The 26,660-nt window shown below is 72.5% G+C and carries 23 protein-coding genes; 9 read left to right on the plus strand and 14 right to left on the minus strand.

The annotated features are described in order from the left end of the window. Positions 1 to 9 precede the first annotated feature (9 nt). Both ACLF3M_RS22585 and ACLF3M_RS22590 read right to left on the minus strand, forming a co-directional pair. Positions 10 to 1,452, minus strand: coding sequence for a dihydroorotase (locus ACLF3M_RS22585; protein WP_430659244.1), 1,443 nt, complete (start codon positions 1,450 to 1,452; stop codon positions 10 to 12). Further along, positions 1,413 to 2,099 carry an isochorismatase family protein gene (locus ACLF3M_RS22590; protein WP_430659245.1) on the minus strand — a complete coding sequence of 229 codons (687 nt, stop codon included), beginning with the start codon at positions 2,097 to 2,099 and terminating at the stop codon, positions 1,413 to 1,415. Before ACLF3M_RS22590 ends, ACLF3M_RS22585 begins: the two co-directional genes overlap by 40 nt. Before the next feature lie 315 nt (positions 2,100 to 2,414). Here ACLF3M_RS22590 and ACLF3M_RS22595 point away from each other — a divergent pair, with 315 nt between their 5' ends. From ACLF3M_RS22595 to ACLF3M_RS22605, 3 genes are read left to right on the plus strand one after another with little or no spacing between them, the layout of a single operon-like run. Continuing rightward, a complete protein-coding gene (locus ACLF3M_RS22595) occupies positions 2,415 to 3,401 on the plus strand; it encodes a TRAP transporter substrate-binding protein (protein WP_430659246.1) in 987 nt (328 codons plus the stop codon). A gap of 7 nt (positions 3,402 to 3,408) precedes the next feature. Continuing rightward, entirely contained in the window at positions 3,409 to 3,942 is a 534-nt protein-coding gene (locus ACLF3M_RS22600; RefSeq protein ID WP_430659247.1) for a TRAP transporter small permease, read from the plus strand. 2 nt (positions 3,943 to 3,944) lie between these two features. Continuing rightward, a complete protein-coding gene (locus ACLF3M_RS22605; protein ID WP_430659248.1) occupies positions 3,945 to 5,276 on the plus strand; it encodes a TRAP transporter large permease in 1,332 nt (443 codons plus the stop codon). Positions 5,277 to 5,324: 48 nt separating this feature from the next. On the opposite strand, the gene ACLF3M_RS22610 is transcribed toward ACLF3M_RS22605, so the two are convergent. From ACLF3M_RS22610 to ACLF3M_RS22620, 3 genes are all read right to left on the minus strand, one after another. Then, on the minus strand, positions 5,325 to 6,164 hold the full coding sequence (locus ACLF3M_RS22610) for a peptidoglycan-binding protein (RefSeq protein ID WP_430659249.1): 840 nt from the start codon (positions 6,162 to 6,164) through the stop codon (positions 5,325 to 5,327). 95 nt (positions 6,165 to 6,259) lie between these two features. Beyond that, on the minus strand, positions 6,260 to 11,065 hold the full coding sequence (locus ACLF3M_RS22615; protein WP_430659250.1) for a DUF4011 domain-containing protein: 4,806 nt from the start codon (positions 11,063 to 11,065) through the stop codon (positions 6,260 to 6,262). Between the two features lie 10 nt (positions 11,066 to 11,075). Then, positions 11,076 to 12,650, minus strand: a complete 1,575-nt coding sequence (locus ACLF3M_RS22620; RefSeq protein ID WP_430659251.1) for a Na+/H+ antiporter — start codon at positions 12,648 to 12,650, stop codon at positions 11,076 to 11,078. 134 nt (positions 12,651 to 12,784) lie between these two features. Here ACLF3M_RS22620 and ACLF3M_RS22625 point away from each other — a divergent pair, with 134 nt between their 5' ends. Continuing rightward, entirely contained in the window at positions 12,785 to 13,732 is a 948-nt protein-coding gene (locus tag ACLF3M_RS22625; RefSeq protein ID WP_430659252.1) for a S1C family serine protease, read from the plus strand. A 7-nt stretch (positions 13,733 to 13,739) separates the two neighbouring features. Here ACLF3M_RS22625 and ACLF3M_RS22630 read toward each other — a convergent pair whose 3' ends face one another. Next, on the minus strand, positions 13,740 to 14,546 hold the full coding sequence (locus ACLF3M_RS22630) for a dienelactone hydrolase family protein (RefSeq protein ID WP_430659253.1): 807 nt from the start codon (positions 14,544 to 14,546) through the stop codon (positions 13,740 to 13,742). A gap of 189 nt (positions 14,547 to 14,735) precedes the next feature. Between ACLF3M_RS22630 and ACLF3M_RS22635 the strand changes: the two genes are divergently transcribed. Further along, a complete protein-coding gene (locus tag ACLF3M_RS22635) occupies positions 14,736 to 15,140 on the plus strand; it encodes a hypothetical protein (protein ID WP_430659254.1) in 405 nt (134 codons plus the stop codon). On the opposite strand, the gene ACLF3M_RS22640 is transcribed toward ACLF3M_RS22635, so the two are convergent. The 6 genes from ACLF3M_RS22640 to ACLF3M_RS22665 all read right to left on the minus strand — a co-directional run bounded on the left by ACLF3M_RS22640 (position 15,127) and on the right by ACLF3M_RS22665 (position 20,009). Then, positions 15,127 to 15,288 carry a hypothetical protein gene (locus ACLF3M_RS22640; RefSeq protein WP_430659255.1) on the minus strand — a complete coding sequence of 54 codons (162 nt, stop codon included), beginning with the start codon at positions 15,286 to 15,288 and terminating at the stop codon, positions 15,127 to 15,129. The genes ACLF3M_RS22635 and ACLF3M_RS22640 overlap by 14 nt on opposite strands. After that, on the minus strand, positions 15,285 to 15,791 hold the full coding sequence (locus ACLF3M_RS22645; protein ID WP_430659256.1) for a DUF1003 domain-containing protein: 507 nt from the start codon (positions 15,789 to 15,791) through the stop codon (positions 15,285 to 15,287). The genes ACLF3M_RS22640 and ACLF3M_RS22645 overlap by 4 nt, the downstream gene beginning before the upstream one ends. Positions 15,792 to 15,945: 154 nt before the next feature. Beyond that, positions 15,946 to 16,698 carry an SDR family NAD(P)-dependent oxidoreductase gene (locus tag ACLF3M_RS22650; RefSeq protein ID WP_430659257.1) on the minus strand — a complete coding sequence of 251 codons (753 nt, stop codon included), beginning with the start codon at positions 16,696 to 16,698 and terminating at the stop codon, positions 15,946 to 15,948. Between the two features lie 102 nt (positions 16,699 to 16,800). Further along, positions 16,801 to 18,309, minus strand: a complete 1,509-nt coding sequence (locus ACLF3M_RS22655; RefSeq protein WP_430659258.1) for a tripartite tricarboxylate transporter permease — start codon at positions 18,307 to 18,309, stop codon at positions 16,801 to 16,803. A 19-nt stretch (positions 18,310 to 18,328) separates the two neighbouring features. Further along, positions 18,329 to 18,772 (minus strand): tripartite tricarboxylate transporter TctB family protein, encoded by a 444-nt coding sequence (locus ACLF3M_RS22660; protein ID WP_430659259.1) that lies wholly within the window; start codon positions 18,770 to 18,772, stop codon positions 18,329 to 18,331. Between the two features lie 262 nt (positions 18,773 to 19,034). Further along, positions 19,035 to 20,009 carry a Bug family tripartite tricarboxylate transporter substrate binding protein gene (locus ACLF3M_RS22665; RefSeq protein WP_430659260.1) on the minus strand — a complete coding sequence of 325 codons (975 nt, stop codon included), beginning with the start codon at positions 20,007 to 20,009 and terminating at the stop codon, positions 19,035 to 19,037. 232 nt (positions 20,010 to 20,241) lie between these two features. Between ACLF3M_RS22665 and ACLF3M_RS22670 the strand changes: the two genes are divergently transcribed. Together ACLF3M_RS22670 and ACLF3M_RS22675 are read left to right on the plus strand one after the other, a co-directional pair. Then, positions 20,242 to 21,420: a M20 metallopeptidase family protein gene (locus tag ACLF3M_RS22670; protein WP_430659261.1), complete on the plus strand. Its 1,179-nt coding sequence runs from the start codon at positions 20,242 to 20,244 to the stop codon at positions 21,418 to 21,420. A 237-nt stretch (positions 21,421 to 21,657) separates the two neighbouring features. Further along, positions 21,658 to 22,641 carry a ketopantoate reductase family protein gene (locus ACLF3M_RS22675; RefSeq protein WP_430659262.1) on the plus strand — a complete coding sequence of 328 codons (984 nt, stop codon included), beginning with the start codon at positions 21,658 to 21,660 and terminating at the stop codon, positions 22,639 to 22,641. On the opposite strand, the gene ACLF3M_RS22680 is transcribed toward ACLF3M_RS22675, so the two are convergent. After that, positions 22,623 to 23,072, minus strand: coding sequence for a hypothetical protein (locus ACLF3M_RS22680; protein ID WP_430659263.1), 450 nt, complete (start codon positions 23,070 to 23,072; stop codon positions 22,623 to 22,625). The two genes, ACLF3M_RS22675 and ACLF3M_RS22680, sit on opposite strands and share 19 nt — an antisense overlap. Then, the gene (locus tag ACLF3M_RS22685) at positions 23,069 to 24,004 is read right to left on the minus strand and encodes a hypothetical protein (RefSeq protein ID WP_430659264.1); all 936 of its coding nucleotides are present in this window, start codon (positions 24,002 to 24,004) and stop codon (positions 23,069 to 23,071) included. Before ACLF3M_RS22685 ends, ACLF3M_RS22680 begins: the two co-directional genes overlap by 4 nt. 130 nt (positions 24,005 to 24,134) lie before the next feature. Here ACLF3M_RS22685 and ACLF3M_RS22690 point away from each other — a divergent pair, with 130 nt between their 5' ends. Next, on the plus strand, positions 24,135 to 24,716 hold the full coding sequence (locus ACLF3M_RS22690) for a cytochrome b (RefSeq protein WP_430659265.1): 582 nt from the start codon (positions 24,135 to 24,137) through the stop codon (positions 24,714 to 24,716). 55 nt (positions 24,717 to 24,771) lie between these two features. Beyond that, entirely contained in the window at positions 24,772 to 26,652 is a 1,881-nt protein-coding gene (locus tag ACLF3M_RS22695) for a DUF1963 domain-containing protein (RefSeq protein WP_430659266.1), read from the plus strand. Positions 26,653 to 26,660: the final 8 nt, after the last annotated feature.

Here is a 26,660-nt window from a genome sequence, read left to right on the forward strand (position 1 = left end):
ACGAGGCGGCTACGCGGCTCCGGCGTGGAGAAGCCGGCGTTGGACGTAGCGCCCGGTGCCGATCGCGTCGTCCTGCAGCGTGCCGTCGCGCAGCGCGAAGCGGCCGCGAACCAGCGTGTGGACGACGCGCCCCGTCAGTTCCTGTCCTTCATAGATCGAATAGCCCGCGGAGGAGACCACGCCGTCCCGCGTCACCGTCCAGCGCGCGGCGGGGTCCACGATGGCGAGATCGGCATCCAGCCCCGGCGCGATCGCGCCCTTGTCGTTCAGCCCCATGATCCCTGCCGGGTTTGTCGCAGTCAGCGCGGCGATGCGCGCCAGGCTCAGCCCGCGCTTCGCATGCCCCTCGCTCAGCAGCACCGGCAGCATCGTCTCCATCCCCGGGCAGCCCGGCGAAGCCGTCCAGATCCCGCCCTCCTTGGACGAGACGTCGCGATGCACATGGTCCGTCGCGACGGTGTCCACGCTGCCGTCCAGCAACCCGCGCCATAGCGCTTCCCGGTCGGACGCTTCGCGCAGCGGCGGGTTGATCTTGCCAATCACGCCGCCTTCCCACCCGATGTCATGCGTGAGGTAATGCGGGCAGGTCTCCACGAAGACCCGGGCGCCGGCGGCGCGCTGGCGCAGCGCCGCGTCCAGCGCCTCGGCCGAGGAGGTGTGCACGACATAGAGCGGCGCGCCGGTGATCCGTGCGACGTAGGCCGCGCGCTGCACGGCGTCGGCCTCGACGAAGGGCGGGCGCGTGGCGTTCCAGGCCGACAGGCCGCCCTTGCCCTCGGGGTCGGCCTTCATGACGCGGTCGCGCAGCACCCAGGCCATCTCGATGGTCTCGGGATGCGGGCAGACCATGCCGCCATGCGCGGCCGCGGCCTCGCAGAGCCGCAGCAGGAAGCCGTCGTCGATGTCGGGCAGGCCGAGCCGCTTCCCCTCGCCGCCGCGGTTGTTCATGAAGATCTTGAAGCTCGGCGCGCCCCGCTCGCGCGCCAGCATCGGCACTTCCGCCAGCTGCGCCTCGGTCGAGACGATGGGGTGGTAGCCGAAGTCGATCCGCGATCCCGCCTGCGTGACCTCGATCACCCCGTCCAGGATCTCCGCGAAAGGCTCGGTGGCCATCAGATACGGGACGAAGCAGGTGATCCCGCCCGCAGCCGCCGCGGCGCTCTCCCGATCCGCATCTCCGGGCACGCGCGGGCGGGAGATGTCCTTGCCGTGGCCGAGATGCAGATGCGCGTCGATCGCGCCGGGCAGCACGGTCAGCCCCTTCAGCGCCACGCGCTCCGCTGCCGGCACATCCGTGCCCGGCGCCAGGATGGCTGCGATCCTGCCGCCCGCGGTCGCGATGTCGCAGGCGACCGGCGCCGCCTGGCCCGGCAGCACGGCCCGGCCGCCGGCCAGCAGCAGGTCCATCATCGTCAGGCCGCCGCGCGCAGCGCGCCGAGCGCCGCCAGGCATTCCTCCGATGTCATGACATCGGCGTATTTCGACGCCATGTCGAAGAGGTTCACGGCGTGCGAGACCCTGCTGCGGTCGTAGACCGCGTCATGGGGCACCACGACCTTGAAGTTGTAGGCGAAGCCATCCACGACCGATCCGCGCACGCAGCCGCTGGTCGTACAGCCCGTCACCACCAGCGTGTCGGCGCCGAGGTCGATCAGGTAGCTCGCCAGCGGCGTGCCGAAGAAGGCCGAGGGGTGCTTCTTCGGCAGCAGGATCTCCGTCTCCTGCGGCTTCACTTCCTCCACAAAGTCGTAGCCGTTGCGCGCGACGGTCATCAGCGCCGGCACCTTCTGCGCGAGCCGCCCCTGGTCGAAGCTCTCCTTCGGCGAGACATGGGGATAGAGCACCGGCCAGCCGCGCGCGCGGAAGGTCGCAAGCAGCCTGCGGATGTTGCCGACGGCCTGCCAGCCCCACTCCCCGCAGGAGGTCGGGAATTCCCGGATCGCCTCGTCGAACGGCATCGGCCTTGTGCCGACCGTGCGGTACTGGACGTCGATGATCAGCAGCGCCGGGCGCCTGCCGAGGCCGGAGGCGCGGCCGAAGCCGGCGGCGTTGTAGGCGCGCTGCTCCTCCTCGGGAATGATGCCGTCCCAGGGCTTCATGGCGGCGTCTCCGCTGCGGTGGGTGGAAAGACTAGCAGCGGCGCCTGCCGGCACACAACTGGTATCCCAGTTGCCCTCGCCCGGCGCTGCGGCGCGGCACCTTCGATTCGCCTGACAGGGCAGGGGGCCGGCGTGGCGATGCCCGGTCCCGGCGGCCGGATGAACCCCCGGCGCATCTCCTCGGCCACGATGCCAGCGCCACCGTCCGCCCGCCAAGCCGCCATCCCTGCCGCGCTGCCAGGGTGACCCCCTTGCCGCGGCGGCGCGTCGCGGCGATTGTCGGATCCGGGAGAGTTTCACCTCGGGAGAATCAGCATGCCGACCCGTCGCCAGGTCCTGGGCGCGACCGCCGCCCTTGCCGCCGCCGCCATCATCCGCCCCGCCTTCGCGCAGGCCAATCGCTGGCAGTGCGCCACCGCCTATCCCGACGGCAACTTCCACACCCGCAACATCCGCACCATGATCGACGAGATCCAGGCGGCGACGAACAACGCGCTCCAGATCCAGCTGCATTCCGGCGCGTCCCTGCTGCCCATGCCGCAGATCAAGCGCGGCGTGCAGACCGGCCAGGTGCAGGTCGGCGAGATCCTGCTGACCGCCTATTCCAACGAGGACGTCTTCTTCGACGCCGACGCCATCCCGCAACTCGTCACCAACTTCGCCGAGGCCAAGAAGCTCGCCGATTTGCAGAAGCCCTATATCGAGGCGCGGCTGGCGCGGCAGGGCATGAGCCTGCTCTACATGGTGCCCTGGCCGCCCGCGGGCCTCTACGCGCAGCAGCCCATCCCGACGATCGAGGGCCTGCGCGGCCTGCGCTTCCGCACCTTCTCCCCGGCCACCAACCGCTTCGCCACCATCGTCGGCGCGCAGCCGACGCTGGTGCAGGCCGCGGAGCTCGCCCAGGCCTTCGCCACCGGCGTCGTGCAGGCGCAGATCACCTCCGCCCAGACCGGCGTCGACACCTCGGCCTGGGACTATGCGCGGGTCTTCACGCCGCTCGGCTTCTCCATGACGAAGAACGCCGTGATGGTGTCCCGCCGCGCCCTGGACGCCCTGCCGGCCGCGCAGCAGCAGGCGGTGCGCGAGGCCGCCGCGAAGGCCGAGACCCGCGGCTACCAGCTGGCCGAGGAAGCGCAGCGCAGCACGGAAGCGACGCTGGGCAGTCGCGGCATGCAGATCGCCCCGCCGACGCCGGAGTTCCTGGAGGGGCTTCGCCGCGTCAGCCGGCAGATGACCGACGAATGGGTGCAGCGCGCCGGCGAGGACGGGGCGAAGCTCATCGAGGCCTATCGCCGCGCCTGAGGGCCGCGTGATCCGACGCGCGCTGGACGCGCTCTATCTGCTCGGCGGCATCGCGGGGGGCGTCTCGCTCGCCGCGATCGCCGGCATCATCGCGGCCCAGGTGATCGGGCGGCAGTTCGGCCTGGTCTTCGCGGGCGCGGACGATCTCACGGCCTTCGCGGTGGCGGGCTCGGCGCTGCTGCCGCTGGCCTATGCCTTCCGCCACGGCGCGCATATCCGGGTGGACCTGATCATCGGCCATCTGCGGGGCAGCGCGCGTTTCTTCATGGAGGCGCTGGCGCTGGCGCTCACCGCCGGGCTCTGCGGCTTCATGGCCTGGGCGATGGCCGACCTCGCCTATGATTCCTGGCAGTTCGAGGACGTGGCCCAGGGCACCGTGCCCTGGATTCTGTGGTACCCGCAGGCCGCCTGCGCCGCCGGCTGCATCCTGTTCGCGGTCGCGTTGCTGGACGACCTGGCGGTCCACCTGGCCGGCGGCACGCCGTCCTACCGCCGCGCGGCGGAGGCTTCGGCGCTGCAGCGCGCGACCGAGGAGATCTGACGATGGAACTCGCCCAGACCGAGGCGGGTCTCATCCTGCTCGGCGCGCTCTTCGCGATCCTCGCGCTCGGCGTCTGGATCGGGCTCGGCCTTCTCGCGACAGGGCTGGTCGGCATCGTCGTGATGCCGATGCTGCTGCCGGGCATGGCGGCGTTCCCGGCGGAGAAGGTGGCGGCGAGCGCGATCTGGGCCTCCGTTGCGTCCTGGACGCTGGCCGCGCTGCCGCTCTTCATCTGGATGGGCGAGATCCTGTTCCGGACGCGGTTGAGCGAGGACATGTTCAAAGGGCTCGCCCCCTGGGTGCAGCGCCTGCCGGGGCGGCTGATGCATGTCAACGTCATCGGCTGCGGCATCTTCGCCGCGGTTTCCGGCAGCAGCGCCGCGACGGCCGCGACCATCGGCAAGATGTCGCTGCCTGCGCTGCTCGCGCGCGGCTATCACGCGCCGATGGCGATCGGTAGCCTGGCCGGCGCGGGCACGCTCGGCCTGCTCATCCCGCCCTCGATCGTAATGATCGTCTACGGCGTCGCGGCCGAGGTCTCGATCGTGCGGCTCTTCATCGCGGGCGTGCTCCCCGGGATCATGCTCATGGCGCTGTTCAGCGGCTACATCGCGGTGTGGTCGCTGCTGAACCCTGCGCTGACGCCGCCCGCGGATCCGCCCATGCCGTTCGGGGAGAAGCTGAAGGCCTCGGGCCAGTTGATCCCCGTGGTGCTGCTGATCGCCTTCGTAATGGGCAGCATCTATTTCGGCTGGGCCACGGCGACGGAGGCCGCGGTGTTCGGCGTGGTCGGCGCGCTGATCCTCTCTGCCTGGGGCGGCACGCTGAACTGGACCAGCTTCACCGACAGCCTCATGGGCGCGGTGCGGACGTCGTGCATGATCAACCTGATCCTGGCAGGGGCGGCCTTCCTGACCAAGGCGATGGCCTATTCCGGCATCCCCGCCGCGATGGCGGCGTGGGTCGGCGCGCAGGGCTTCAGCCCCTTCGCCATTATCCTGGTGCTGACCCTGATCTACCTGGTGCTGGGCTGCTTCATCGACGGGATCAGCATGATCGTCCTGACGGTCTCCGTCGTGCTGCCGATCATCGCGCAGACCGGCTTCGACCTCATCTGGTTCGGCATCTTCATCGTGCTTGTGGTCGAGCTCGCGCAGATCACGCCGCCCGTGGGATTCAACCTCTTCGTGCTGCAGGGATTGACGGGCAAGGACATCCTGACCGTGACGCGCAACACGATGCCCTTCTTCTTCCTGATGTTGGCCGCCGTCGCGCTGGTCACGGTATTCCCGGCGATCGTGACCTTCCTGCCGAACACCATGTTCGGGACCTAGGCACGGAAAAGGGGGGGGCGGTCGCCCGCCCCCCCCGTTTTCATCCGCTCAGCGGCCGCCGCTGTTGCGGTCGTTCTGGTTGCCGCTGAAGTTCGGGTTCGGCGAGTTGCTGCTGGTGTTCGGCGGCGCCACGCCGGGGCTGGCCGGCGTCGTCACGCGCGGCTGGCCTTGCGCGTTGAGCGGCGCGCCCGAATTGGACGACCCCGTCAGTCCGTCGGTCGATCCCGTCGCCGGGCCGGGGCTGGTGCCGCGCGCCACGCCCTGGGTGGTCGTGCCCGGGACCGTCGTGCCCTGCGTGCCCGTCACCGGCGCCTGCGCCGTCGTGCTGCCGCCGCCCATGTAGGCGCGGTCGGAGGACGTCCCGCGGCTCCCGCCGCCCGCCGCCGCGCCGCCGGCCGTCCCGGCGCCGAGGCTGCTCAGCATCTGCCGGTCCGGCGTGCCGGTCGCGGCCATGTTGTTGCGGCGCTGGTAGTCCATCACGGCTTCGCGCGTGCGCGGGCCGTACACGCCGTCCGCCGGGCCGACGTCGTAGCCCTGCGCGTTCAGCGCCTGCTGCAGGCGACGCGTCTCGCCGTTCGAGGCGCTCGCGGTGCCGCGGCTGCGTGCGCCGCTGCTGCGGCTGTCGCCGGGGACGCGAACCTCAGGGTTGTCCCACGGCGGACGGCCGAGGTTCACCTGGTCCGGCGTCGTCGTCGCGCCGGTGATCGCGCCCGCGGCGCCGCCGATGCCCGCGCCCGCCAGCGCGCCAACCGGGCCGCCGACCGATCCGATCACCGCACCCGTGCCTGCGCCCGCAGCTGCGCCGCCCGTCGTCCGATCCTGCGGATTGGTGCCGCATGCCGCCACGATCAACCCCAGCGCCAATGCGCCCGGAAGTCTTGCGTTCATGATGTCGCTCCTCGCCTCGGGACCACTTGCGGGTCCGATGGGCGGGCAACGCCCTCCCCGCAGGGTTGGTTGCGCGCGGGGGACGGAGCGCCGAATCAAGTCCGCAGAAGGATTGTTCCCGACCCGACGAGGGAAGCGACGCGCGCCGAGATCGCGGGCGCCGCATTCGCGTCCAGTCCCAGCATGCGCACGGCGCCCGCCGCGAGTTCCTGCTCGGTCGAGAAGGGCGCGGCCGCCAGCAGCGCGCGGCACGCCGCCTCCACCTCGGCCGGCGCGATCATCGCGGGACGGCGCAGATGCGGCGCGGCGGCGCGGCGGTCGCGCGGGACGACCGGCGCGGCGCCTTCCGCGCTCCAGAACCCGTCGCGCTGCGACACGCCCTGCAACTGCCCGGCCAGCCGCAGCGCCTGCTGGATCGCTGCGCGGTCCGCGGCGCCGAGTGAGGGCTTGCCCCACAGGATGCGCATGCGTTCCGCGATGGCCTCCGCCGTGACGGGCTGCTCCGTCGCGACGATCGCGGCGATGATCCCGGAGAGCGTCGCGAAGGGCACGGCGGGGATGCCGGACTCCTTCGGGACCTCCAGCACCGCCTCGGCATACGGCTTGGCGAGGCCGGGATCGGGTTCGGCACGCGCGGGAGAAGGCGGCGTCGGCATCGGCGGCGCCGGCGCGACCGGTGCGGCCTCGGCCGGCGGCGGCGGTGGCGGCGGTGGCGGCGCCGCGACGGGTCGCGTCTCGACCGGTGCCGGCGGCATCGGCGGGGGCGGCGGCTCGGGCTCGGCACGGCGCGCCTCGACCGGTGCCGGGGGTGGTGGCGGTGCGGGCGGCGGCGGTTCGGGCTCGGCGGGGCGCGCCTCGACCGGTGCAGGGGATGGCGGCGGCGGTGCCGGCGGCTCGGGCTCAGCGGGGCGCGCCTCGACCGGTGCCGGGGGTGGCGGCGGCGGCGGTGCGGGCGGCGGCGGCTCGGGCTCGGCGGTTTGCGCGGCGAACAGCGCGTCGCGCAGCCGCGTGCGCTCCGTCTCCGGCCGCTGCAGCCAGGCCAGCGACCAGGCGCGGTGCAGCTTCCACCCCATCATGCCGAGCGCCGCGGCGCGGCCGCGTTCGCGGTCGCGCGCAGCGCGCACGCCGGCCCAGTCCCCGGCATCGGCCTCCACGCCGAGCACGAAATCCGTCCCCTCCCGCGCCGCGACGTCGAGGAAGAGGCCGGAGATGCCGACCCGCGCGACGGCTTCGCGGCCCGCCGCCGCGATGTCGGCCGCGATGACGCGCGACAGCGGCGCGGCGGGCTCCGCCCCCTCCACGCGCCGCATCTCGCCCGCCGCCGCGACGCGCAGGAAGGTCTTCAGCGCCGCGACGCCGCGCCCCGCCGCGCGGTCGAGGTCGATGTCGTCCGCGGTCAGGCCGCTGAACACGACGCAGCGCTTCTTCGCGCGCGTGATCAGCACGTTCAGCCGCCGCTCCCCGCCATCGGCCGAGAGCGGGCCGAAGCGCATCGCGACCTTGCCGTCGGCGCCGCGCGCATAGCCCACGCTGATCATGATGGCGTCGCGCTCGTCGCCCTGCACGTTCTCCAGGTTCTTGACGAAGAAGGGCTCGTCCGGATTGGCGGCGAAGAAGGCGTCGCAGGACGGATCCTCGCGCCGCAGCTTCTCGAGCGCATCCAGGATCGCGTCGCGCTGGCGGATGCTGAACGCCGCCACGCCGAGCGTGTCGCGCGGCGTCTCCCTGGCATGGCGCATCACGGCCTGTGCCACCGCCTGCGCCTCGGCCTCGTTGACGCCGGCGCCTTCCTTCCATTCGCCGTCCACGCGCACCAGGTTCAGCCCGAGCGTGGCGGAACGCGCGCGCGGCGAGGGCAGTACCATCAGCCGGTTCTCGTAGAACTCGGCGTTCGAGGTCGCGATCAGGCTCTCGTGCCGGCTGCGGTAGTGCCAGCGCAGCATCACGTTCGGCACGCCGCGGGCATTGGCCAGGCCGAGGATGGATTCGACCTCCCGCGCCGCGACCGGCCCCTCGTCGAAGGCCTCCCCGGCGTCGTCCTCGCCGGTCAGGCGCTGGAAGAAGCGGGTGGGCGGCATCTGGCGGTCGTCGCCGACGACGACGACCTGCCGGCAGCGCGCGATCGCGCCGAGCGCGTCCACGGGCTCGATCTGCGACGCCTCGTCCATCACCAGCAGGTCGAAGCTCAGCGCCGGGCGCAGCCCGCCCGGCGGCGCCAGGAACTGCGCGACCGACATCGGCGACATCATGAAGACCGGCTTCGCCGCCTGGATCGCCGGCCCCGCGCGGTTCAGCAACTCGCGCACCGGCAGATGGCCGCGCTTCTTCTCGAACTCGCCCTTCAGGACGTCGTAGCCCGGCATGCCCGCGCGCACGCGGGCCAGCGCCTGGCCATGCGTCCAGGCCGCCTCCTTCCGCGCCAGCTCGATCCGTGCGCGGTCGGCCTCGGCGAAATCGGCGACAAGGCGGGAGAATTCCGCGCCGTCGAAAGCCGCGAGCTCCGGCCGCGCGCGCATCGCCGCCTTCATCAGCGCCTCGTCGAGCGCGTAGTCGAAGGCCGCGATCGCCCCCTCCGGCGCCAGCCTGCCATCCGCCAGCCGCTCCGCGAGGGGCGCGAGGTCGGGGCCGGCTTCCCGCACCGCACGCTGCCAGCCCAGCCATGACGCCAGCCCGTCCGGCGCGGCCGCCCAGTCCACCAGCCGAGACGACAGCTCCGCGAAGGGCGCGTCGGCGATGCCGGTCAGCGCCGACAATTCCTCGAACGCCGTAATCGCCGCGCGCAGCGGGTCCTCGTCCAGCGCGACGCGCTTCTGCAGCGCCACGAAGCCGTCGGGATGCGCGTCGCGCCAGGCCAGCAGGCCGGCAAGCGCGGCGGGATTGCCGATCCAGAGCTTGCCGAAGGCCGCGCGGCCGAGCGCATCCTGCGCGGCCAGCAGCCGCTGCGCTTCCTGCGCGGCGATGGCGAGATCCATCGCCGGCAACGGGTCCGCGGCATCCGTGACCTGCGCCGCCTTCGCCCGCGCCGAGCGCACCGAGGGCGACAGGAAGCCCAGGATCCCGCCCCCCTGCGCCAGCGCGGCGCGCGCCTCCGCCAGGCCCTCGACATCGAAGGCGCCGGGCTTGATCTCGCGGTTCTGCTTCGCCGCGGCGACCCGCGTCGCCGCCTCGGCCAGCGCGCGCAGCGGCGTGGGATCGGCCCAGGCGGGGTGCGACAGCGTCGAGGCGTCGTAGTCCGGCGCGCTGTCCATGTGCTCCAGCACTTTCAGCAGCGCGCGCGCGCCTCCCGCGCCGGGCGGCGGGAGGCCGAGCGCCGCCGCCGGGCCGGCCGCCGCGCGCGCGCCTGCCGCGAAGGCGCGGATGTAGCCCGAAAGCCGCGCGCGCAGCCGGTCCTGGTCGGGCGGCGTGATCGCGCGCGTCACGCCCTTCCACGGGCTATCCGGCCCGCCTTCCGCGGCGCGCGCGGCGAGCTCCATCACCGCCGCGCGGCCTTCGGCGATGCGCGTCGCGTTCCACCCCGCGGCGTCCAGCGCGAAATCCGGCGGCGGGACCTCGCGCGCGCGCAGCGCGACCAGATTGCCCACGACCTCGTGCAGCCTGCGGCCGGATTGGCCGACCTCGGCGGCCATCGCCGCGGCATGGCCGTTCAGCCGCGCGCGCAGCGACCCCAGCCGCTTGACCAGCGTCTCGCGCTCCGGCCGCGCGGCATTGGGCAGGGCGAGGGTCGCGCGGAGCTCGTCCAGCACCGCGCGCTTCGACTGCTTCTCCGAATGCAGCTCGAGGCAGGCGGGCCCGAGCCCGACGCCGCCGAGCCGGCGCTGCACGACTTCCAGCGCGGCGAGCTTCTCCGCCACGAACAGCACGCTGCGCCCGTCCAGCACGGCCTGGGCGATGATGTTGAGGATGGTCTGCGACTTGCCCGTCCCCGGCGGACCCTGGATGACGGTATGCCCGCCGCGACGCACGGCCTCGGCGGCCAGCGCCTGGCTGCCGTCCACGTCCATCACATGGTCCAGCCGCTCGACCGGGATCTCGCGGTCCACCTCGGCGTCGTCGGGGAAGGGCGGCGGCGAGGCCAGCATCTCGCCGCCGACCAGCGCCCGGATGACCGGGTTCTCCACCAGGCCCGGATTCACCGACGGATCGAGGTCCCGCCACATCAGGAATTTCTGGAAGCTGAACAGCCCGACGGCGAGGCCGTCGGGATCGGCGGTCCAGCCCTCGCGGTCGCCGATCGCGGCCCGCACCGCCTCGGCCCAGCGCGTTGGGTCGTAGGCGTCGGCGGGAAAATCCGGCAGCGTCACCTTGAACTCGGTCGCAAGCTTCTCGCGCAGCGACAGGTTCTCCTGCACCTCGAGCCCCGAGGCGCGCAGCCGGAAGCGCTGCGACACCCCCTCGCGCTCCAGCGTCACGGGCAGCAGGACCAGCGGTGCCAGGCGTTCCGTGGCCGGCGTCGCGGGATCGCGCCAGGCGAGCGTGCCGATCGCGAGCGACAGCGTCGCGACGCCCGTCTCCTCCCGCGCGGTGCGGGCATCCGTCATGAGGTCGCGCAGCCGCCGCGCCAGCTCCTCCGGCACCAGGCGCGCGCGGAGCAGCATGTCGGTCCGCGCCTCCTCCCGCGTCTTGGTGGCGTCCGCCGCCGCGACGCCCTCGGCGCTGCGCTTCGTGCCGCGCCGGCGCCTCGGCTTCGCCTCGGCCTCGCCGGCCGCCGGTTCCTCCCCCGCGGCCTCGAAGGCGAAGGCCTTGCCGTCCTGCAGCTGTTCCAGCACGAAATCCGCGTCCTCGTCGTGCAGCAGCACGACGCCGCGCGAACGGCCGGGCTTCGGCAGGGCCAGCAGCCGGTTGCGCGTGGACAGGTCCAGCAGCCCGCGGCGCGCCTCGTTCAGTCTCGCGGCGAGGTCCATCCCGCTTTCCTCAATGGCCCGGCCCGACGCCGAGCAGGCGCAGGATCCGAAGCTCCTCCAGGTCGATCTCGGACTCGATGGCAGCGAGAAGCTCGTCCGACAAGCCGTCGTCGCGATGGTGGTCCAGCAACGCCAGGCGGCCGGCCCGCAGGGCGGCAAGCCGGATGCGCATCCGCGCCTCCAGCTCCGACTGGCCGCGCCCGTCGGCGACGCCGTGGAAGACGCGCGCCTTCTCCCGATACTCCTCGAGCAGGTCGCGCGCCACCGCGCCTTCCAGGATATCCTCGGCGCGCCGCTCGATCTCGGCCAGCGTCGCCCGCGCGACGGCCCGCCGCGCCACCGCCTCCTCCCGCGCCATGCCGAGGGGGCGCTTCTCCTCGACCTGCAGGCGCCGGATGACCCATTCCAGCGTCGTGCCCTGCACGACCAGGGTCGCGAGGATCGCGCAGAAGGACAGGAAAACCAGCAGGTCGCGCTGCGGGAAATCGAGCGGCAGGGCCAGCGCGGCGGCCAGCGACACCACGCCCCGCATCCCCGCCCAGGACACCACGAAGGTTTCCCGCCAGGACGGGTGGGGGTCGTGGCGGCGGATCGCGGGGACCAGGCGCGGGACGTAGGTCGCGGGGAACACCCAGACGAAGCGCGAGACGATCAGCGCGACGGAGATCGCGGCCGCGAGCATCAGGAGCTGCCCGTCGCCATACTGCCCGATGCGCGAGAGGATGCCGCGAAGCTGCAGCCCGACCAGGATGAAGACCAGGCTGGTCAGCAGGAATTCCGTGAAGCTCCAGACCGCGACGGAGGCGACCCGCATCTCCGGCGTGATGACGCGATGCTGGCGTTGGCCCAGCACCAGGCCGGTGGTGACGACGGCCATGACGCCGGACAGGTGCAGCTTCTCCGCCGCGAGGAAGGACGCGAAGCAGGCGATGAAGCTCGCCGCCGTGACCAGCATGGGGTCGCGCAGGCGCGCGAAGCTCTGCTCCACCAGCCAGGCGATGGCGAGCCCGACGCCGAGGCCGCCGGCCGCGACCAGGACGAAGCTGCCGGCCGCTTGCTCGAAGGCGACGCCGCCGGCGGCGAAGGCGGCGATGGCGAAGCGGTAGAGCACCAGCGCCGTCGCGTCGTTCACCAGGCTCTCGCCCTGCAGGACGACGACGATGCGGCGCGGGATGGGCAGGCGCTGAAGCACCGCCTCGGCCGCGACGGCGTCGGGCGGGGCGATGATGGCGCCGAGCGCGACCGCCGCCGCCCAGGGCAGGTCCGGGATCAGCAGCTTCGCCACCACCGCGATCGCCAGCGTCGTGAACAGCACGCAGCCCACCGCCAGCAGCAGGATCGGCCGCAGATTCGCGCGGAAGGCCCGCCAGTCCGTTCGCCAGGCGCTCGCCATCAGCAGCGGCGGCAGGAAGAAGGCGAGCGCCAGGCCGGGGTCCAGCGTGACCTGCGGCAGGCCCGGGATGAAGGCCAGCGCCATCCCGCCCACCACCAGGATCACCGCATAGGGGACCTGCCAGCGCCGCGCGAGCAGGGCGAAGACGATGCAGGCCGAAATCAGGGCCAGCACGGCCTCGACGATCTCCATGCGTTGCAGCATAGCCCGCGATCGTCCTCCGTGTGCAGACCGAAGACCGCACACGGAGGACGCGAATCGCCGGGCCCGGCCGATCCGCCCGGCACGCCCTTGGGGAAGTGTGCAGGGCTGCCCAAATGGGAGGCATGCTCGACGCCCCGATCCCCCCCGATGCCGCCCTGCTCGATGCCTATTCCGCCGCCGTGACCGCGGCGGTGGAGCGCGCCGGCCCCTCCGTCGTGAACGTCGCGGTCCGCAAGGGCCGGGCGGGCGGCGCGGGGTCCGGCGTGATCGTCTCGCCCGACGGGCTGATCCTGACCAACAGCCATGTCGCGTCGGGGGCGGAGGCCCTGACGGTCGCGACCGCCGAGGGCCGCCGCTTCCCCGCCCGCCTGCTCGGCGACGACCCCGACACCGACCTCGCCCTGCTCCGCGCCGACACCGACGCGGCGCTGCCGGCCGCCTCGCTCGGCGACAGCGCGGCGCTGCGCCCCGGCCAGGTCGCGATCGCGATCGGCAACCCGCTCGGCTTCTCCTCCACCGTGACCGCCGGCGTGGTCAGCGCGCTCGGGCGGACGCTGCGCGGGGCCGGCGGGCGGCCGATCGAGGACCTGATCCAGACCGACGCCGCGCTCAATCCCGGCAATTCCGGCGGCGCGCTGGTGGACAGCCGGGGCGAGGTCGTCGGCATCAACACCGCCATGATCGGCGGCGCGCAGGGCCTCTGCTTCGCGGTCGCGGCCAACACGGCGCGGCTCGTACTGGGTCAGCTCGTCCGCTTCGGACGGGTGCGGCGCGCCCGGCTCGGTCTCTCAGGCCAGCTCGAAGCGATCCCGCGCCGCTTCGCCCGCGCGCATGGCCTGGACCAGGCGACCGCCGTGCTGGTGACCGAGGTCCAGCGCGGCAGCCCCGCCGACAAGGCGGGCGTCGAGCGCGGCGACCTGCTGGTCTCGGTGGGCGGCGAGCCGATGCTCGGCGTGGACAGCCTGCTGCGCTGGCTCTCGGGCGAGCGGGTGGGGACGCCGGCCGAACTCGTGCTGCTGCGCCGCGGCGACATGAGGCGCCTGACGGTCACGCCGGAGGAGCGGGCCTGACCGCGGCTCAGTCGCCGAGGTAGCGGCCGATGAAGGCGCGGATGCGGACGACCGCATCCTCGGCGGCGGCCGGGTCGTGCAGGAAGCGGCGGTCCCCGAGGAACAGGTCGATGCCCTCGCGGTCGAAGCCGGACTGTGCGCCGCGGTAGACCACCAGCTCGAGCGGCTTGTCGCGTCTGCCCTCGCGTCGCGCCGCCATCCGCGCACAATGCGCCGCCGGCGCCATGGTGGGCGGAAAGACGTCTTCCGAGCCCACCAGCAGCAGGAGCGGCGCTTCCATGTCGCGGAGCGGATTGGGCTGGCGGCAGCCCGGGTGGAGGGCGACGGCCACGCTGAACGGGCGGCCATGCGGCTCCGGGCTGCCATGCACCAGGAGCAGCGCCGCCGATCCGCCCTGGCCCCAGCCGAGCACGCCGATCCGATCGGGCCGCACCTCGGGGCGGGTTGCGACCAGCCAGGCCTGCGCCGCCTCGGCATGGATGGGCTGCCAGGCCGCAGCCGCCGACATCTCGCCGCGGCAGGTGGTGTCGAAGCCCGGCACATCGAAGCGATGGAGCAGCAGCGCGACATAACCCCAGCCGCTGAGCCGCTCGGCCCATCGCTCCTCGTCCGCGGTCACGCCCAGGCAATCATGCAGCAGCACGACTGCGGGGAAGGGGCCGGGCCCGGGCGGCCGCAGCAACTCGGCACCGAGCACGACCTGCCTGTAGTCGGGACCGGGCACCCAGATCGCGACCCGCTCCGCCGCGGGCTGCGCGCGCGGGGCAGGCGGGGCCGGGCACAGCAGCAGCATGGCGAGGAGTAGGCGCTTCATCGGCCTCTGCTCCAGGGCAGGAGGGCGCGCAGCTTCGGGGGCCTGCGCCACGCTTACGCCGCACCCCCCGGCGCCGTCCAGCGCCCGCCGGCGCTGCCGCCGGCGGATGCCCCGCAATTGCTGCCGGCGCGGATCCCTCGCGGATCAATCCTTTGCGCGCGGAACGGAAAAACGGTCTAGGGTGTCCGGGTGGGGGAGAATCGGCTGCTTTCGAGCGTCTTCACGGGCTGGGCCGTCGCGCAGCCCGCGATGCTCCCGATCCTCGCCGTCGCGCGCCCGGGGCCGCTGGCCGAGCCGGTATCCTTGCTGCTCGCCCTGCCGCTGACCCTGCTCTGGTTCGGCCTGCCGGCGCTGCTGGCGCTCTGCCTCTGGGTGATGCCGCTTGCGACGCTGATGGTGCGACTGGGCCAGCAGAGGAGCGCGCCGCTGGTGCTCGGCGTGGCGGGGGTCGCCGTCGCCCTCGCCTTCGTCCGCCACCAGAACAACGAGGAATACGGCATGGCGGTCGCGATCGGCTTCGCGGCGTCCCTGGTTGCCTGGGCCTGCCGCGCCATCATCCGCCCGCCCTGGGATGCGCGGCCTACTTCCGGCTGATCACCGCCACCACCAGCACCGCGGCCGCGAAGATCGCGACCGAGACCATGCCCTGCACCACGCTGAAATTCTCCGCGTCCGGCGCGACGAGGAGCGCGGCGACCGCGCCCCCCGCGACCAGCAGGCCCCGCACGATCAGGCCGATCATCGCCGCGCCTCCAACTGCTCGATCCGGTCCACCATGCGCCTGAGCAGCTCCGTCATCTCGCGCAGCTGCTGCTCGCGCAGCAGGTCCATCTTCTCGTGCAGCAGCGCGATCTCGGCCTCGGCGCGGATGTTGACCTGGTAGTCCGCCACCGCGCGGCCGCGGTCGAGGTCGGCCTGCCGGTTCTGGCTCATCATGATGATCGGCGCGGCATAGGCGGCCTGGAAGGACAGCACGAGGTTCAGCAGGATGAAGGGGTAGGGGTCCCAGGCATTGCCGCCGGAGACCACGTTCGCCGCGACCCAGGCCGCCAGCACGCCAGATTGCAGTGCGATGAAGCGCCACGACCCCATCGTCGCCGCCACCGCATCGGCCGCCCGGTCGCCGAGCGGCTTCTCGTGCGGCGCCGGCGGCCAGTTGCCGCGGCGCTTCTTCGCCGTCGCGATGACGCGGCGGACATGGTCTGGGCGGCTCGGGGGCTCGTGCGGGGCGGCGCGGCTGTTCATGCGCCGAGCCTAAGGCATCGAGCCTTATCTGTGGATCAGGCGCGATGCCTCAGGCTGTTGTCCACAAAGCGGATTCACGCCTTCAGGCGATCCCGCCTTTCGGCGATCTGCTTCGGCGAGCCAGCCTGTCGGCGCGCTTGCCTTGCCCATTCCGTCAATGGCTGAAGCGCCGCGTCCCGCCGTCCACGTGGATCACCTGCCCGGTGATGTAGCGGGCGCGCGGCGAGCAGAGGAAGGCGACCAGCACGGCCAGGTCCTCGGGCTCCCCGATATAGCCGACCGGGACTTCCTTCTCGACCCAGGCGCGGCGGGCTTCCTCGGTCGGCATGATGCGGGTGTCGATCTGCTCGGAATGGATGCGGCCGGGGGGGATGGAGTTGATGGTGATGCCGTCGCGCCCGACCACGCGCGACAGCGCCTTGGCCCAGATATGCACCGCCCCGTTCGGCGCGCTGGCGGCGTTGATATTGTGCGGCTCGTCCTGGCCGGTCAGGTTGATCACCCGGCCGAACTGCCGCGCCTGCATGACGGGGATGAAGGCGTGGGTGAAGCGCCGCGCCGCGTGGAAGTTCAGCTCCATGCTGTCCATCCAGACATCCTCGGGCCCGAGATCGGCCTGCGGGCGCGACCCGCCGGCATTGTTGACCAGGATGTCGAGCCCGCCGAAGCGCGCCGTCACCGCGTCCCGCGTGCGCTCCGCCGCGCCCGCCGCGGTGATGTCCTCCACGATCACCAGCGGCTCGGCCGAGGCCGGCAGCTCTGCCGCGAGCTCGTCCAGCAGGTGCTTCCGCCGCGCCAGGATCGCGACCTTGCAGCCTTCCTCGGCCAGCAGCTTGGCGATGGTCCGCCCGAGCCCGGCCGAGGCGCCGGTGACGAGGGCGATCCTGCCGGTGAGTTTCAGATCCATGGGCATCCTCCTTGGCCGCGGATGATGCGCCCGCCCCCCGCAAAGCAGAAGGGCCGCCCCCTGCGGAGCGGCCCTTCCTGGTCGTGTCGATTCGGAGAGCGTTCAGCCGCCTTCTGCGAGTGCCGCTTCCTTCTTGCTGCGCAGGTTCGGCAGCAGCATCGCGCCGAGCGCCAGCGCGCCGATCGCCAGCAGCGACGCCGAGATCGGCCGCTCGATGAAGACGGTGGGATCGCCGCGGCTCAGCAGCATGGCGCGGCGCAGATGCTCCTCCATCATCGGGCCGAGCACGAAGCCGATCAGCAGCGGCGCCGGCTCCATCTTCAGCTTGGAGCAGAGGTAGCCGAACAGCCCGAACAGCACGGTGAGGTAGACGTCGAAGACGTTGTTGTTCAGGGAGTACACGCCGATCGCGCAGAAGATCAGGATCGACGGGTACATGTGGCGATAGGGCACCTCGAGCAGCTTCACCCACATGCCGATCAGCGGCAGGTTGATGACCAGCAGCATCAGGTTGCCGACCCACATGGAGCAGATCAGGCCCCAGAACAGGTCGGGCTGCGCCTCCACCATGCGTGGGCCGGGCTGGATGCCCTGGATGATCAGCGCGCCGACCATCAGCGCCATGACCGCGTTGGCAGGGATGCCGAGGGTGAGCAGCGGGATGAAGCTGGTCTGCGCCGCCGCGTTGTTCGCGGCCTCCGGACCGGCCACGCCCTCGATCGCACCGCTGCCGAATTCGTGCCGGTACTTCGAGACCTTTCGTTCCAGCATGTAGGAGCCGAAGGCCGCGAGCGCCGCGCCGCCGCCCGGCAGGATGCCGAGGATGGAGCCGATCAGCGTGCCCCGGATGACCGGCGCGATGGCGCGCTTGGTTTCGGCGCGGGTCAGCCAGAGGCTGTCGACCTTGTTGGTCAGGACCGACCGGCTCTCCGGCCGCTCGAGGTTCAGGATGATCTCGGCGATGCCGAACATGCCCATCGCCACCGGCACGAAGCCGATGCCGTCGGAGAGTTCGGGGATGCCGAAGGTGAACCGCTGCTGGCCGGTCTGCACGTCCGTGCCGACCAGGCCGAGCGCGACCCCCAGCACCACCATGCCGATGGACTTGATGACCGAGCCCTGCGCGAGCACGGCCGAGATGATCAGGCCGAGCAGCATGAGGGAGAAGTAGTCGGCCGGCCCGAAGGACAGCGCGACCGAGGTCAGCAGCGGACCCGAGGCCGCGACCAGGATGGTCGAGAAGGTGCCGGCCGCGAAGGACCCGACCGCCGAGATCGTGAGCGCCGCGCCCGCGCGCCCGTTGCGGGCCATCTTGTAGCCCTCGAGCGTGGTGACGACCGACGACACCTCGCCCGGCAGGTTGAGAAGGATCGCGGTGGTCGAACCGCCGTACTGCGCGCCGTAGTAGATGCCGGCGAGCATGATGATGGCGGTCGTCGCCGACATACCGAAGGTGATCGGCAGCAGCAGCGAGATCGTCGCCACCGGGCCGATGCCCGGCAGCACGCCGATGGCGGTGCCGATGAAGGCACCGAGTAGCGCGAAGAGAAGATTGTCGAAGCTGAGCGCGACACCGAAGCCGTGCATCAGGTTGCCAACGAGGAGCTCCATGGTCGTCTTTCCTCCCGCCTTAGAAGGACGGCCAGATGTTCACCCGGATATCAAGTTCCCGGATGAACACGAACCAGCAGAGTGCGATGAGGAAGATCGTCAGCCCCGCCACGCCGAGCGGACGGTGCGTCCGGTCGCCGAGCGCGGAGACGACCACCGTCGCGGCGATCGCCAGGAAAAGCCCGCCCTTTTCCAGCAGCAGCGCGAAGACGCAGAGCGAGGCGAGGATCAGCACCAGTTCGCGCCAGGCCCAGCGTTCCAGCGGATCCGGGCCGTTGAACATGCCGATTGCCAGGACCAGCACGCCGAGGCCCAGCTGGATCCAGAACACCATCATGGGCATGTAGCCCGGGCCCATGCGGCGGGCCGTGCCCAGCGTGTGGTCCTGGTTCAACCAGAGACCCACCGCCGCGATGATGATCAGGAGCAGCCCCGACCAGACGTCCTTCGCGTTGATCTTCATCCCCACCTCATTCCCGCTCCCGGCACGCTGGCCGGAAGTCATCCTTCCCTATGACCCCGGGGGCGCCCTGCGGCATCCCCGGACCAGAACCGGATCCTTCGGGCGGTCTGGCGCCGCCCCTCGGAACCCTTACCCCGGCACTGTTGGCATTCCTTCGCCTCTCACGCAATCGAGAGGCGCCGCAACCCGGAACAGGCCAGCCCCGTATCGGTGCCGGCCCGACATCCGGTTGGCCCGCCGGAAGCCCGGCGGAAGGACGCCATCAATCCACTGCCGCGCCGGATGCCCGCACCACGGGCGCCCAGCGCTCGACCTCCTCCGCGACGAAGCGCGTGAATCTCTCCGGCGTCATCTCCCCGGGATCGCCGCCCATCTCCGCGAAGCGGGCCTGCGATTCCGGCGCCGAGACGACCGCCATCGTCTCCCGGTTCAACCTCTCCACCACCGCCGGCGGCATCCCCGCCGGACCCGACAGCGCGAACCAGGAGGTGCTGACCAGATCCACGCCCTGCTCGCGAAAGGTGGGCACCTCGGGGAAGGCGGGGTGGCGGCGCTCGCTGCTCATGGCGATCGCGCGCACGCTGCCCTGCCGGATGTGGCCGGCCGCCGAGGGCAGGCTGTCGGACATCATCGGCACCTGGCCCGCGATGACCGCTGTCATCGCCGGCCCGGCGCCGCGGAAGGGGACATGGGTGAAGTCGATCCCGACCTGCTGGCCGAAGCGCACGATCAGCAGGTGGTTGGAGGAGCCGGAGCCCGAGGACGCCATGTCGAGCCCGCCGCGCCGGGCGCGCGCCGCGCTGATCAGGCCCTGCAGGTCGGCGATGCCGCTGTCCCGGTTCACCACCCAGACCGAGGGGTTGGTGATCACCATCGCGATGTGGCTGAAGGACCGCACGGGATCGTAGCGCAGGTTGCGATACAGCGCGGGGCTGATGGCGTGGCTGGCGATGTTGCTCATCACCAGGGTCTGCCCGTCCGGCGCGGCGTCGGCGACCATCTGCGATCCCGTGGTGGCACCGGCGCCCGGCCGGTTCTCCACGATCACCGGCACGCCCAGGCGCTGCGTCAGCCCGTCGGCCAGGAGGCGCGCCGAAAGGTCCGTGCTGCCGCCCGGCGCGAAGGGGACCACCAGCCGGACCGGCCCGTTCGGGAAGGACTGCGCGACGCCCAGCGACGGCGCGGCCAGCACGGCCATGCCCGCGAGCAACCCGCGACGCGTCGTTCCCTCGGACATTCGGCCTCCCTGCTTCTTGGTTCGGCTATTGCACGCGATTACAGCGCCCTGCAAGGCGCCTGCCTTGCCATGGCCGCATCTTCACCCAAGGATGCGACGCATCTGCGTGATGTCTTGCGAAGCGCGAAGGCGGCCCGCACCGCGGGCCGAGGCCGCGAACGCGGCCCGCCGCCAATGCGGCGAGCCAACCGCGCGGCGGCGCGCGCCGGCGCCTGAGGACAAGGAAACCATCGTGACCATTCCGAACGACCCTACACGCCAGATCCGCGAGGCCGCCGCCGCCATCGCACCGCACCTCGTCGCGATGCGCCGCGACATCCACGCCCATCCCGAACTCGCCTTCGAGGAAACACGCACCGCGGGCATTGTCGCGGCCGAACTCGCGCGTCTCGGGATCGGGCACCGCACGCAGGTCGGGCGCACCGGCGTGCTCGGCGTCATCGAGGGCGGGCGGCCCGGCCCGACGCTCGCTATCCGAGCGGACATGGATGCGCTACCGATCCACGAGGAGACCGGCCTGCCCTTCGCGAGCCAGGTGGCCGGCAAGATGCACGCCTGCGGGCACGACATCCACACCGTCACGCTACTCGGCACCGCGGCGCTGCTGAAGGAGATGGCGCCGAAGCTTGCCGGGCGCGTCGTGCTGGTCTTCCAGCCCGCCGAGGAGATCCTGGAGGGCGCGGCCGCGATGATCGCCGACGGCGCGGCGGAAGGGATCGACATGGCGCTCGGCTTCCACAACCACCCCGAGATGCCGGTCGGCCGCTTCGGTTTTGCGCGCGGCGCGTGCCTGGCTGCGGCCGACCGCTTCGACCTGCATGTCCGGGGCAAGTCCGGGCATGCCGCGCACCCCTACGCCGCGGTGGATCCGATCGTCGCCGCGTCGTCCTTCGTGTCGCAGGTGCAGACGGTCGTCAGCCGCGAGATCAGGCCGCTGCATCCCGCTGTCGTCACCATCGGCATGTTCCAGGCCGGCATGACCTACAACATCATCCCCGAGCGCGTGCACCTCAGGGGCAGCGTGCGCACGCTGCACGACGACGCGCGGGACACCGCGGAAGCCGCGATCCGGCGGCTTGTTGAAGGGCTGGAGAGGGGGATGCGCGTGCGCTGCGAGATGGACTACCAGCGCAAGGTCCCGCCGCTGATGAACGACGACCGCGTGCTGGAGCCGACCATGGCGGCGGTCCGCGCGCAGTTTGGCGATGTCGTGGAGGAAGGCGAGGCGAGCATGGGCAGCGAGGACTTTTCGGAGTTCGCGGCCCGCGCGCCTTCCTTCCAGCTGCGCATCGGCTCCGGCGCCCCGGGCCGCGACGACCGCCTGCACAACGACCGCTACCAGCCGGACGAGCGCTGCATCGAACTCGGGGTGCAGGCGCTGAGCCGGGCAGCACTGGAGTTGCTGGCGTAGGCCGGCGGCGTAGAGTGTAGGCGCAGAGCACCACCTCCCCCGCTCAGCGCCTCCCTCCCCCGCAAGCGGGGGAGGGATGGGGTGGGGGTGCGGAATTCAGCGTCGCGCCGACCAGATCAGCGATGCGTCGGACGATCAGCGGCGCACTGCACAAAGCACCCCCACCCTGACCCTCCCCCGCGAGCGGGGGAGGGAAACAGATGGGCGGGGGAGTGAACCCCGGCGAGGAACTCCCCCATGAAGATCACCGTCTACGGCGCCGGCGCCATCGGCGGCCATCTCGCCGCCCGCCTCGCGCTCGGCGGCGCCGATGTCTCCATCGTCGCGCGCGGCGCGCATCTCGACGCGATCCGCGCGAACGGCCTGACCGTCCATACCCCCGACGGAACCCACCACTCCCGCCCGCGCGCCTCCGACGACCCCGCCGATCTCGGGCCGCAGGACGCGGTGATCGTCACCGTGAAATCCCCGGCACTCCCCTCGGTCGCCGCCGGCATCGCGCCGCTGCTGCGTGCCGACACGCCCGTCGTCTTCGTCATGAACGGCATCCCCTGGTGGTATTTCGACCACGAGGGCGGCCCGCATGACGGCCGCCGCCTGCCCGAGGCCGATCCCGGCGACGCGCTGCGCAACGCCATCGGCATCGATCGCACCATCGGCGGCGTCGTCTATTCCGCCGTCACCGTCACCGCGCCCGGCGTGGTGAAGTCCGAGCATTCCAACATCCGCCTCTTCCTCGGCGAGCCCGATGGCCGCGTCAGCGAGCGCGCCAAGGGCATCGCCGCCATCGTCGAGGCCGGCGGCATGACTTGCCCCGTCACCCCCGACATCCGCACCGAGGTCTGGTCCAAGCTCGTCGCCAACCTCGCCGGCGGGCCCTTCGCCGTGGTCACCAGGCTCGGCGTGCGCGACACCTTCGCCGATCCCGTGGTGGCCCAGGCCTGCCTGCAGTGCGCGGAGGAAGCGCGCGCCATCGCCGCCGCCCTCGGGCGCCCGCTGCCGCCCTCGGCGGCGCAGCGCGTGGTCTCCAACACCATGGTGCACAAGCCCTCCATCCTGCAGGACCTGCTTCTGGGGCGGCCGATGGAGATCGACACGCTCTTCACCCTGCCGCTGGCGCTCGCGCGGCTGGCGGGGGTGGAGACGCCGCGGCTCGACCTGATGGTGGCGCTCGCGAAGCAAGCCGCGCGCGCCGAAGGGCTCTACCCGCCGATCGGGTAGGGCGGGGGCGCCAGGTCGGGTTCCACCCAGCCTCGCCGCGCCGCGACGGAGAACAGCACCGCGTCCGACCAGGAGTGCGCGAGCCACCGCTTGCCCGCGCCGACGACGCCGCCATCGAGCAGCGCGTTGACGCGCGCATGCCCGGGAAGGGTCGCGTCGTCTTTCGACAGCGCGTCGCGGATCGCGGCGAGGAAGGCGCGCGTGATGGTCTCGTGGTAGCCGCGCGTGTCGCTGTTCGGCACGCCATGGCTGTCGTTGAGCCGCATGATCAGCCGGCGCAGGTCGCGCTCCGGCACAATGTCGGGGCGCAGCAGGATCAGCGCCGCGGTCGCGGCGACATGCCCCTCATGCGTCCAGCGGTCCTTCGGCAGCGTCGCCTCCAGCAGGCCGCGCAGATGCGCCTGCAGCGCGGCATCGTCGGCGAACCTCATGCGGCCCTCGGCATCTCGTCCTGGCCGAGCACCCAGCCTTCCCAGCGGCGGATCCAGGGATCGTCCGGGATGTGGTCGGCCCGTGAGCCGTCCAGCACCGCGACCAGGCAGAGCAGGCCGAGCACGCAGTCCAGCCGGTCCTCGCCCGCGGCATCGGCGCCGAAGCCGTCCTCGATCGTGGCGGCCAGCGCGGCGGAGGGCGCGACGCGCAGCCGCGCCATCGCGGCGCGGAGCGGATCCGCCAGCGCAATCCGCGGCGCCTGCGCGCGCTTGCTGCCCGAAAGCCGCAGGCCGAGCTGGCGCAGCGCCTCGGCGGGATAGACCTCCGCCAGCACCGCCCGCCCGGGCGCCAGCAGCCCGTGTATCCCGCCGGCGAAGGGCCAGAGCGCCACCGGTGCGCCCCTCGCCAGCCCGGGTGCCAGCCAGTCCCGCCAGGCCGCGATCGCCGCCTTGCCCGACTGGTTGGCGCCCAGCGTCCAGAACACCGGCGCGCCCGCCGGCCGGCTCGCCGTCGCGCGGTCGCAGAGCCGCGACAGCCCCATCGGCCCATCGAGCCCAAGCGCCGCGGCATGCGCCGCCCGCGTCATCCCCTTTACGCCCCGCGCGGGATAGAAGGGCCTGGCCGGCGAGACCGTCGCGAGGGTCGGGCTGACCTCGAAGAAGCCGGGATCGCGTGCCAGCCCGGCGAGCAGCGCGGGAAAGCCGGGCTCGGCCCGCCCGGCCGCCCAGCCCCGCGGCACGCCGAGCGGCAGGTCGAGCCCGAGCGCCACCGGCACGCCATCGGCCATCAGCCAGGGCAGCAGCGCGCCGGTGTCGCCGACCAGCCGCGGCGCCTCCGCCCGCCAGCCCCGCGCGCCGCGCCGCGCCACCGCGATCCAGCGCTTGCGCGGGTCGAGGCTCCAATCCGCATGCGCCGCGATCATCCCGTCCATCATTCCCCCCTGGCCCGCCGCACTCGCGTCGTCGTCGCCCTCATCCGGCCCGCCCCTCGTCAGGCCCGGTTTCGCTTCCACTTCCACCCGGGCGTCATGGCATAGTGCAAGGCCGCACCGGAGGGACAGCATGGACCAGGGAGAGTTCGCCGCGCCGATCCGCGGCCAGGACGCGCTGCATCCGGACGGCCAGTACTCCGCGCTTTCCAAGCTGTTCCACTGGGTCACCGCGCCGCTGCTGCCGCTCGCGCTCGCGACGGGCTTCGTCATCGGGCACATCAAGGACAGCGACAAGATGCCCTTCTACGCCCTGCACGAGAGCACGGGCGTCGTCATCTTCACCCTGGCCGTGCTCCGCCTGTCCTGGCGGCTGATGAGCCCGCCGCCCGCGCTTCCCGGCCACATCTCGCCGGGCCAGCGGCGCGCGGCGGCCGCCGTCCATCACGCGCTCTACGCCTGCCTGATCGTCCAGCCCATCCTCGGCTTCGTGGCGACCAACGCCTTCGGCTTCCCGCTGCAGGGCGAGACCGCCTTCCTCGGCTTCATCGACTTCCCGAAGTTCATGGAAACCCAGGAATCGCTGGGCAACGCGACCATGAAGGTGCACGAGGTGGTCGGCCTGCTGCTCGCCATACTCCTGCCGCTGCACGTGGCCGGCGCGGTGTTCCATCACGCCGTGCGTCGTGACGGCACGCTGTTGCGCATGCTCTGATCGCGCCGCATCGTCGGTGACGCGGGACCGAGGGACGCGGGACACAGGGGCGGGCATGGGCTGGCTGGACAGGCTGATCGGCAGGCGGGCGGGGGCGGCCGACAACGTCGCGCTCGAGCGCCTGCGCGACCTGTCGCAGCACCACCAGCAGCTCCACCACCGCGACCCCGAGACGGAGGTGCACGAGGACCGCCTGTCGGTCCGGCTGCGCCCGATCGTCCCGCTGCCCCGCGGCCGCCAGCGCCGCAGCTGGTTCGGCGGCTATCCCCGCCTGCCGGGCTCGGTGAACTGGCCGATGAGCGACGGGGCGCCGATGCGCTTCCTCGCCCAGATCGACCTCGGCGAGCTGCCCACAGGCCTCTGGGGCGGGATCGGGCCGCGGTCGGGCTGGATCGGCATCTTCATCGGCACCCGCGACGGGCGCCCCGCGGCCACCGTGCTCCAGCTCCGCACGCTGGCCGCCGAGCGCATCTCCCCCCCGCTCTGGCGGGCGGAGCACATGACGCGCCTGCCTTTCAACGACGCGCCGGAGGGCTTCGTCCTCGATCCCCCGGACTGGCCGGTCGAGGTCATCGTCCAGCCCGCCGACGCGCCCGACCTCCATCGCCCGCGCCGCGCCCGCTTCGAGGATCCCGACCACCTGCCCTTCTACGGCCAGGTCATGCCCGACATCGGCCGGGCGCTCTACCAGCCGCATGACTGGGCGACGCTGAAGCTGCTCATCGCGGTGCTGCGCAACCAGGCCCAGCACCGCCGCGACCAGGCCGTCGGCGTGCTCGGCCGCGCCGCCCCGCGGAAGGAGGCCGATGACCTCGCCGGCCCCGAGGTGATCCTGGCCGAGGCTGACGAGGCCGCGCGCCGCTTCGCCGACCTCGATCCCGACCTGCCCTGGAACGAGGAGACCTGGCGGCCCTTCTCCGTCCTCGCCGCGACCTGGCGCAAGCGCCTTCATCGGCGCGCGCTGGACGGCAACGAGCCGCTGGCCAGCCTCGCCTCCCGCGTCGCCAACTACGCCGAAGGGCTGATGCGCTGCGCCGAGCGCGAGGACCGCACCGACCGCGACGCCTTCCGCAAGCTCGCGGCCCTGCGCGATCCCTGCTTCGACCTCTGGCGCGAGATCCGCGGCGACGCCCGCCTGCCGCAGGGCACCGTCGCCGGCCAGCCCAACCGCGAGGGCTTCCGGCGCTTCCGCGCGCAGCAGCCCGCGATCTGGGACGGCTATGCGCAGCGCCTGCACGAGCTCCATGCCGCGCTGTCGGAGCTGCAGGTCGAGCTCGGCGTGCAGGGCGGCATCGCCACCGACACCTGGTTCGGCACCGTCTTCGGCCAGGGCATGCCGCCCACCCGCGAGGAGGGCGCGAAGCTCGTCACGGTCTGGCTGCGCACCGCGCAACTGCTGGCGCGCGAGGCCGGCGGCGGCAACCAGGCCGACGCGGCCAGCACCGTCGCGCGGACCGAGCTGGTGCGCGCGGATTCCGAGGATTCGCGCCTCGCCGCGCTGGCCGAGCAGGCCGCGGCGACGGAGGCCGCCGGCACCGCCTTCTCCTGGGCGGTCTGGCAGCCCCGGATCGAGGCGCTGCGCCCGTCCTCGGACGCGGCCTGGCGCAGCGTGCTGATGGCCTGGCAACAGCTGCGCGCCTTCCAGCTCGGCCGCGCCTATGCCCGCGGCGAGCCGCTGCCCGACGTGCTGCGCACGCACATGCTGGCGCGCTGGGCCTTCGACGCGCGCTACGAGATCGGCCGCATGGGCGGCCCGCCCTCGACGAAGGCCTATAACGGCCGCGGCGAGGAGGACCGGCTGCTGCTGCTGGAGATGCCGACCAGCACGCTGTTCGGCTGGGGCTTCGGCGACGAGGGCAGCCTGGCGCTGACCATCCGCCGCGACGAGCTCCGCCGCGGCGACTTCTCCAAGGTCGCCGCCGGCATCATGGCATAGGCCGCGGG

This window comes from Falsiroseomonas sp. HW251, from assembly GCF_050563545.1.
Classification (GTDB): Bacteria; Pseudomonadota; Alphaproteobacteria; order Acetobacterales; family Acetobacteraceae; genus Falsiroseomonas.